The organism is uncultured Paraglaciecola sp. (assembly GCF_937123705.1).
Taxonomy (GTDB): Bacteria; Pseudomonadota; Gammaproteobacteria; order Enterobacterales; family Alteromonadaceae; genus Paraglaciecola.
In genome coordinates this window covers 1-6,744 of the sequence record NZ_CAKZKO010000175.1, presented here as the reverse complement: position 1 = coordinate 6,744, position 6,744 = coordinate 1, and the positions used below count along the sequence as shown (strand labels likewise).

The 6,744-nt window shown below is 49.1% G+C and carries 6 protein-coding genes; all 6 read right to left on the bottom strand.

What is annotated here, in order from left to right; all coding sequences use genetic code 11:
- The coding region (locus Q0688_RS22530; protein ID WP_299082674.1) for a CusA/CzcA family heavy metal efflux RND transporter at nucleotides 1-2,512 on the bottom strand (2,512 nt) is incomplete at its 3' end.
- Nucleotides 2,505-3,731 carry an efflux RND transporter periplasmic adaptor subunit gene (locus tag Q0688_RS22525; RefSeq protein WP_299082672.1) on the bottom strand — a complete coding sequence of 409 codons (1,227 nt, stop codon included), beginning with the start codon at nucleotides 3,729-3,731 and terminating at the stop codon, nucleotides 2,505-2,507. The genes Q0688_RS22525 and Q0688_RS22530, both read right to left, overlap by 8 nt.
- 310 nt (nucleotides 3,732-4,041) lie before the next feature.
- Nucleotides 4,042-5,352, bottom strand: a complete 1,311-nt coding sequence (locus Q0688_RS22520) for a TolC family protein (RefSeq protein WP_299082670.1) — start codon at nucleotides 5,350-5,352, stop codon at nucleotides 4,042-4,044.
- Complete coding sequence (locus tag Q0688_RS22515) at nucleotides 5,352-5,591, bottom strand: DUF2933 domain-containing protein (RefSeq protein ID WP_299082668.1); 240 nt, start codon at nucleotides 5,589-5,591, stop codon at nucleotides 5,352-5,354. Before Q0688_RS22515 ends, Q0688_RS22520 begins: the two co-directional genes overlap by 1 nt.
- Nucleotides 5,592-5,595: 4 nt before the next feature.
- Complete coding sequence (locus Q0688_RS22510) at nucleotides 5,596-5,961, bottom strand: cupredoxin domain-containing protein (protein ID WP_299082666.1); 366 nt, start codon at nucleotides 5,959-5,961, stop codon at nucleotides 5,596-5,598.
- Nucleotides 5,962-5,973: 12 nt separating this feature from the next.
- On the bottom strand, nucleotides 5,974-6,744 hold a 771-nt coding region (locus Q0688_RS22505; RefSeq protein WP_299082664.1), incomplete at its 5' end, for an HAD-IC family P-type ATPase.

Sequence of the window (6,744 nt, the reverse complement as noted above, 5' to 3'; positions counted from 1 at the left end):
TATCCGAAGTGGAGATATCGACATAAATCCAGGCGTTAGGCCGCGCATCTTCGCTTTTAATGACCGGAGGACCCCGTTGATAGTCAATATCCGCCACCATCGCCAGTGGAATTTGGGTGCCCGTAGGTGTGGGTATTAATACACGCTTGAGGGTTTCCAGATCATCGCGCAGCTCACGCGGGTAGCGTAGATTGACCGGATACCGCTCAAGCCCCTCGACAGTTTCGGTGATATTCATACCGCCAATCGCGCTTTGAATAATATCCTGAACCGCTCCAACCGTTAGCCCGTAGCGCGCTGCGCTTTCCCGATTAATGTTAAAGTCCAGGTAATAGCCCCCAACTGCCCTGTCACCAAAGGCCGAAGTAGTCTCCGGTAATGTTTTCATGGCTTGCTCAATATCCTGAGACACCTGTTGTAAGACATTCAGATCTGGGCCAGAGACTTTGATACCAATAGGCGTTTTAATACCCGTCGATAACATATCGATTCGGGTTTTGATCGGCATTGTCCAGGCGTTAGCCAATCCAGGGAATTGAATCGCCTTATCCATTTCATTCATCAAGTCTTTGGTTGATTTTTTGGGGTCTGGCCATTCCTCTTTCGGTTTTAATCGAACCGTGGTTTCTATCATGGCCAAAGGTGCCGAGTCTGTTGCAGATTCCGCGCGCCCTACTTTGCCGAACACATGATGCACTTCAGGGAAAGTCGATAATATTTTGTCGGTTTGCTGCAACAACTCCTTGGCCTTGGTGATGGAGATACCTGGGAAAGTAGTCGGCATATACAAAATATCGCCCTCATCCAACGGTGGCATAAACTCGCTACCCAGCTTGGAATAGGGATAGTAGGTCACTGCCAACAAGCCTACAGCCACAATTAAAGTAATGCTTCTCCACCGCATCGCCAGCGTCAACGCAGGTTTATGCAACGCATGTAGTGCCCGATTAATCGGATTCTTGTGTTCAGCAATGATTTTCCCTCGTAGGAGATAGCCCATCATCACTGGTACCAAGGTAATGGCCAAAATTGCCGAAGCAGCCATGGCATAAGTAGCGGTAAAGGCCAGCGGGCTGAATAGCCGACCTTCCTGGGCCTGCATAGTAAAGATCGGTAAAAACGATACGGTAATGACCAACAGAGAGAAAAACAGGGCCGGGCCGACTTCATGACAGGACGCGCCAATCGTCTTCCAGCGCTCATCCAGTGTCAGCTCACTGCCTTTTCCTTCACTTGCCTTTTTTTCACTGGCTTCGGCTAACCGACTATGCGCATTCTCAACCATCACAATAGCCCCATCGACCATGGTGCCGATGGTAATAGCAATACCACCCAAGGACATAATATTGGCGTTGAGCCCCTGGATGCGCATGACGATAAAAGCCATCAAAATACCCAATGGCAGAGTAATGATCGCCACGAAAGCTGAGCGCGCATGTAGCAGAAACAGGATAACCACTAAACTGACGATTATCAGTTCCTGCATCAGTGAGGTGTTCAGGCTTTTTACTGCACGCTCGATCAAGTCACCACGATCATAGACTGGGACAATCTCTACACCGTCTGGCAAACCGGCTTTCAATTCCTCTAATTTAGCACGCACCGCTTGGATAGTAGCCAGAGCATTCTCGCCGAAGCGCATAATCACCACACCACCGGCGACCTCGCCCTCGCCATTCAAATCTACGAGACCTCGACGCAGCTCAGGGCCAATTTGAACATGCGCCACATCCTGTAGACGTATGGGCGTACCATTCGCATCAACACCGACTGGAATACTGTTGAGATCATCAATCGACTGCACATAACCCAGGCCCCGAACCATATATTCGGTTTCCGCCATCTCAACCAGACGCCCACCCACATCCTTGTTGGACATTTTGATGGCCATCCTAATTTTGTTCAGGGGGATGTTGTAACGCAACAAGGCATTGGGATCGACTTCTACCTGATATTGTTTAACGTAGCCTCCCACTGAGGCGACTTCTGAAACACCCTCAACGGTCTGCAACGGGTAACGTAAATACCAATCCTGCAAAGAGCGGAGTTGGGCTAAGTCATGTTTACCCGTTTTATCCACCAGTGCATATTCGTAGACCCAACCAACACCTGTTGCATCTGGCCCTAACGTCGGTGTAATGCCTTGCGGTAATCGGCCACTGACATAGTTAATAGATTCCAGCACCCGAGAACGTGCCCAGTACATATCGGTGCCATCTTCAAAAATGATGTACACGAAGGAAAGACCAAAGAAGGAGTATCCCCTAACCACTTTGGTACGAGGTACCGCCAACATCGACGTGGTTAGCGGGTATGTAACCTGGTCCTCTACTACTTGTGGCGACTGGCCGGGATATTCGGTAAAGATAATGACCTGTACATCCGATAAATCCGGTATTGCGTCCAGCGGGGCGTTTTTATAAGCAAACAAGCCGACTAGCGCAATAATGACAGTCGCGATCAGCACCATAAAACGATCGCGCAAGGAGGCATTGATAATGGCATTAATCATGGTCATGCACTCCATGCCCTGAGCCATCTATCTGCTCATTCATTTCCATATCAGCGTGACTTTCCATTTGCATCTGGGAGTGATCAGTCCTCTCTTCACTGCCGTGAACCATCCCCTTGTGGCTTTCCACGCTCCTCGAATCATCTTCTGAAATACCTTCAGAGCTGTTTAGCGCGTCCATCATTTTGGCCGTCGCTTCCCGCAATTTTGATTCAGAATCTACCAGGAACTGGGCGGAGGTCACGACCTCCTCGCCCGCCGCAACACCCTCCAGTACAGCCACCTGGCCACTGGACTCAATACCCAACTTAACGGTTCTCGGTTCGAATTTACCGGGGCCTCTGACAACAAAAACTTGCGTCCTGCTACCGGAGCGAATAACCGATTCAGCGGGTACGATGACGGCGTTATTCAGCGTATCGGATTGAATGCTGACCTCCGCAAACATATCCGGGCGTAGTAACAGTTCACGATTGTCAAACACCAAACGTACTTTCGTGGTCCGTGTTTTCGATTCCGCATAGGGGTAGATATAGTCCAGAGAGCCTTTAAAGGTTTTACCGGGCACGGATGCCAAGGTCATCTCGACTTCATCGCCAAGCTTGACCCAAGGTAATTCGTATTCATAGACATCGGCGTAAACCCATACCTGGCTAAGGTCAACCATCATGTACAACTCGGTTTTTGGCGTAACATATTGCCCTTGGCGGGAGCCAATACGAATAACCGTACCGGCTACCGGTGAATGTATATGCAAACTTTTCTTAATTTTTCGGGTTTGTTCTAGCTCTTGAATCTGATGCTCAGGCACGTCCAGTAATTCCAAACGTTCGCGAGAACTCTTTACCAGATCCTCTGCACCTTGCCTGATTTCTTCAAATTGGCTTTTACTCAAAGCAGACAGGTTATTAAGTGCCAATAAATATTCCTGCTGAGTCGAAACCAACTTAGGCGAGTAGATACTTAGCAAAATATCATCCTCAGCCACATTCTGCCCCGTCTTATCAACACGGATTTCTTCAATCCATCCTTCAACCTTGGGGTGCAATCGCGCCATACCTTCTTCATCAAAATCCACTCTACCAACAGCACGAATAGTTCGGCTGATTGACTCTTGCTTGGCTATGGCGGTACGAACACCAATGTTCTGAACCACTACCGGGTCAATCTTCACTGTACCTGCAACGTCACTGGCTTCGTTGTCGGCGTAAACTGGCACATAATCCATTCCCATCGAATCCTTAGCCGGTACAGGCGAAGTCACTGATGGATTCATGGGGTTTCGATAGAAAAGGATTTTCCGTTCGGCCGATGGCTTATCTTCATCCGCATAGACAGGTATGTAATCCATACCCATGGAGTCTTTTGCTGGTACCGGCGATGTAATGCTCGGGTTCATCGGGTCGCGGTAAAACAAAGGCTTTTTATCCTGCTCTGTTACTGCCACTGTCGAGCTGCTATTACCGGACAACCAGTAGCCAATACCGACCCCAATACCTAGCATCAGTACGGCAACTAAAAGGGTAGATTTATTCATAAACAGTTTCCTCACCAACAGCGGCCTCAAGGCGGGCTAATGCTTGCTTGGCATCGCTTAACGCCTTCCAGTATTGCAGCTCGTAATTAAAAAGTGTCATCTGGCTTCGCACCAAGTTCAGGAAGTCCACTTCACTGACCTGATAACCTGCCAACATTGATTGAACCGTTTGTTGAGCTTGCGGAACAATGCCGCTACCAAAGAGCGAATATTGTTTCTTTGCCCGGTGATAATCTGTAACGGCGGATGAAATTGCCGCTGTCACCAAGCCTTTTTCATCGAGTAGTGCGTAGCGGTTTTTCTGTAGTTCCAAACTTTTCTGAGAAACCGCCTTGGATTGTTTCCGGCCAGCGTAGAGCGGGATTTTTACTCCCACCATGACAGAAAGAAAATCTGAACGTGCTCCACCTCGGGGTAATGGATTGTCTCCGGTTCGATCACCGTAGGTCACACCCAGTTTAAAATCAGGATAATAATCGCGCTTGGCCAGATCGAGACGAGATTTCGCAGCATCAATCTGCGTTTCCATTTGTTTCAAGCGCGGTCGCACGGACGCCGCTTTCTGGTAAAGCTCACTCTCATCAACAAGATTTGGCATCATTTTAGAAACCTTATCCGGTAGCGTTATAGGATCGTTAGCAGGTCTATCCATCAAGATATTGAGCTGTATGGCCTGATTGCGCCGTATGGCTTCTAGCTGAATTTCCTGATCCATCAATCGGGAGAGTTCCAGCTGTGAAAGCAAAACATCCTGTTGTAAACCCTTACCTGTCTCGTATTTGGTTTTAGCGACGGTAATAAACTGACGCAACAAAGCTTGATTGCTGTCCACTGTCTCTAGGGCACGATCCATATAGTAGAGCTGCCACCATTTGCTCTTCACATTCTTTATAAGCTGCAAACGCAACTCATCGACAGAATGCCCCGCCGCCCGCGCATCGTACTCGGCGGCCTCTTCCTTTAAACTCAACTTTCCTGGAAAAGGAAAGACCTGACTGAAGCCCACTTGGAGCTGTGTCATCGCTTCCTGATCCCTTTCGTAGGTGTCGGTGGGAAAGTTCATTGCATTGACACTAACCATCGGGTCAGGCAACGTGCCCACCTGTGAGGGGACTTCCGCCAATGCTTCATAACGTGTCTGCATTTCAGCAAGGTTGGGATTGTCTCGGATGGCAATTTCAACCGCCGAAATTTCAGTCAGTGCTATAAGTTCCGATTCGCTGGCATGGAGAAATTTCGTTCCAAGAACGAAAGGCGTTAAGGCCAGAACGATCTTGAATTTTTCAAAGAGTGTCACCTTCATTAATTGCTCCTTTTCTCTTGTTCTTTACTATCCCGAAGCCCACCTTCTCCGTGACTTACATGACCATGCCCCCTATGCATAAAGATGTGCATCAGCGGGCACAGCAACAAAATCAGAAAAGGCAAAAACTGAAACAGGTGTTCACGATGCTCCATAAACAGGAAATAACTGACGGCACCAATAAGTGTCAGGGATGCCAACCCGTTGGAGCTAAACCAGAATGATTGCTTTTGTGCCATGACCTTATTCTCCATTTTCGTTAACAATTAGCGCGCCCCGGTACATCTGCATTTGACAGGTGAACGGGTACTCGCCTGACGCCAGCGGCGGCAGGCTGATGTCTTTGGGTTTGTTTAATGGCAACTCTTCACTGATATCGAAATCTGCAAAAACCACGGTCGCCGCACAAGGCGATGCATCTTTGCGGAGGAAGCGTAGCGTCGTGTCCTGGCCTGCCAATAATCGAATTCTTGACGGCTCATAGGTGCCGTTATCCACCACGACCGTTACGGTGTTTTTGTTCGCTAACACCGCCTGTGGCTTATAAAGCCAAAACCACCAAACAATCAGTGCGATCAGTAGTAGGCCCAGCAGGTTAATGATCATCATGTCGATCTCTCCCTAATGCTTCTGCGCATTAAATAAGCGCAGACGATTTGCATTGGTCACCACAGTCAGCGATGAAAAAGCCATCGCTGCACCTGCAATGACTGGACTTAGCAGCAATCCCAGGAACGGATAAAGCACACCAGCCGCGACCGGCACACCGGCCACGTTATAGATAAAGGCGCCTACGAGGTTTTGTTTAATATTGCCCAGCGTCGCCTTGCTCACTGCAATGGCATCGGCCAAGCCATGCAGAGAACCCCGCATCAAGGTAATATCCGCGCTTTCGATGGCGACATCTGTACCCGTGCCAATGGCAAACCCGACGTTAGCCAAGGCCAGTGCTGGTGCATCGTTAATACCGTCGCCAGTCATGCCCACAATCTCACCTTGAGCCTGTAGTTCAGCGACCTTGTCGGATTTTTGATCGGGCAGCACTTCGGCAAAATACTCGGTAATACCGACTTTTTCCGCGACTGCTTTTGCTGTGTCCCGGTTGTCACCTGTCAGCATGACGATGCGCACACCGTTACTGTGCAGACGTTTTATCGCCTCAATGGAGTCATCTTTAATGGGATCGGAAACCGCAACAATTGCAGCAAGTTTTCCGTCAACAGCAAAGTACATGGGCGTTTGCGCCTGAGCGGCCATAGCTTGTGCCTTTTCGCTGTATGAATCGATATCGACACTGCTGTCACGCATCAATCGTTCATTGCCAAACAAAAGAGTGCGACCGCGAACCACGCCTTCCACCCCGTGACCAGCAACGGCGCGGAAATCACCTAC

Excerpts from the sequence above, each read along its gene's own strand:
- Q0688_RS22520 (WP_299082670.1), bottom strand. The coding sequence starts at position 5,352 with ATGAAGGTGACACTCTTTGAAAAATTCAAGATCGTTCTGGCCTTAACG.
- Q0688_RS22515 (WP_299082668.1), bottom strand. The coding sequence starts at position 5,591 with ATGGCACAAAAGCAATCATTCTGGTTTAGCTCCAACGGGTTGGCATCC.
- Q0688_RS22510 (WP_299082666.1), bottom strand. The coding sequence starts at position 5,961 with ATGATGATCATTAACCTGCTGGGCCTACTACTGATCGCACTGATTGTT.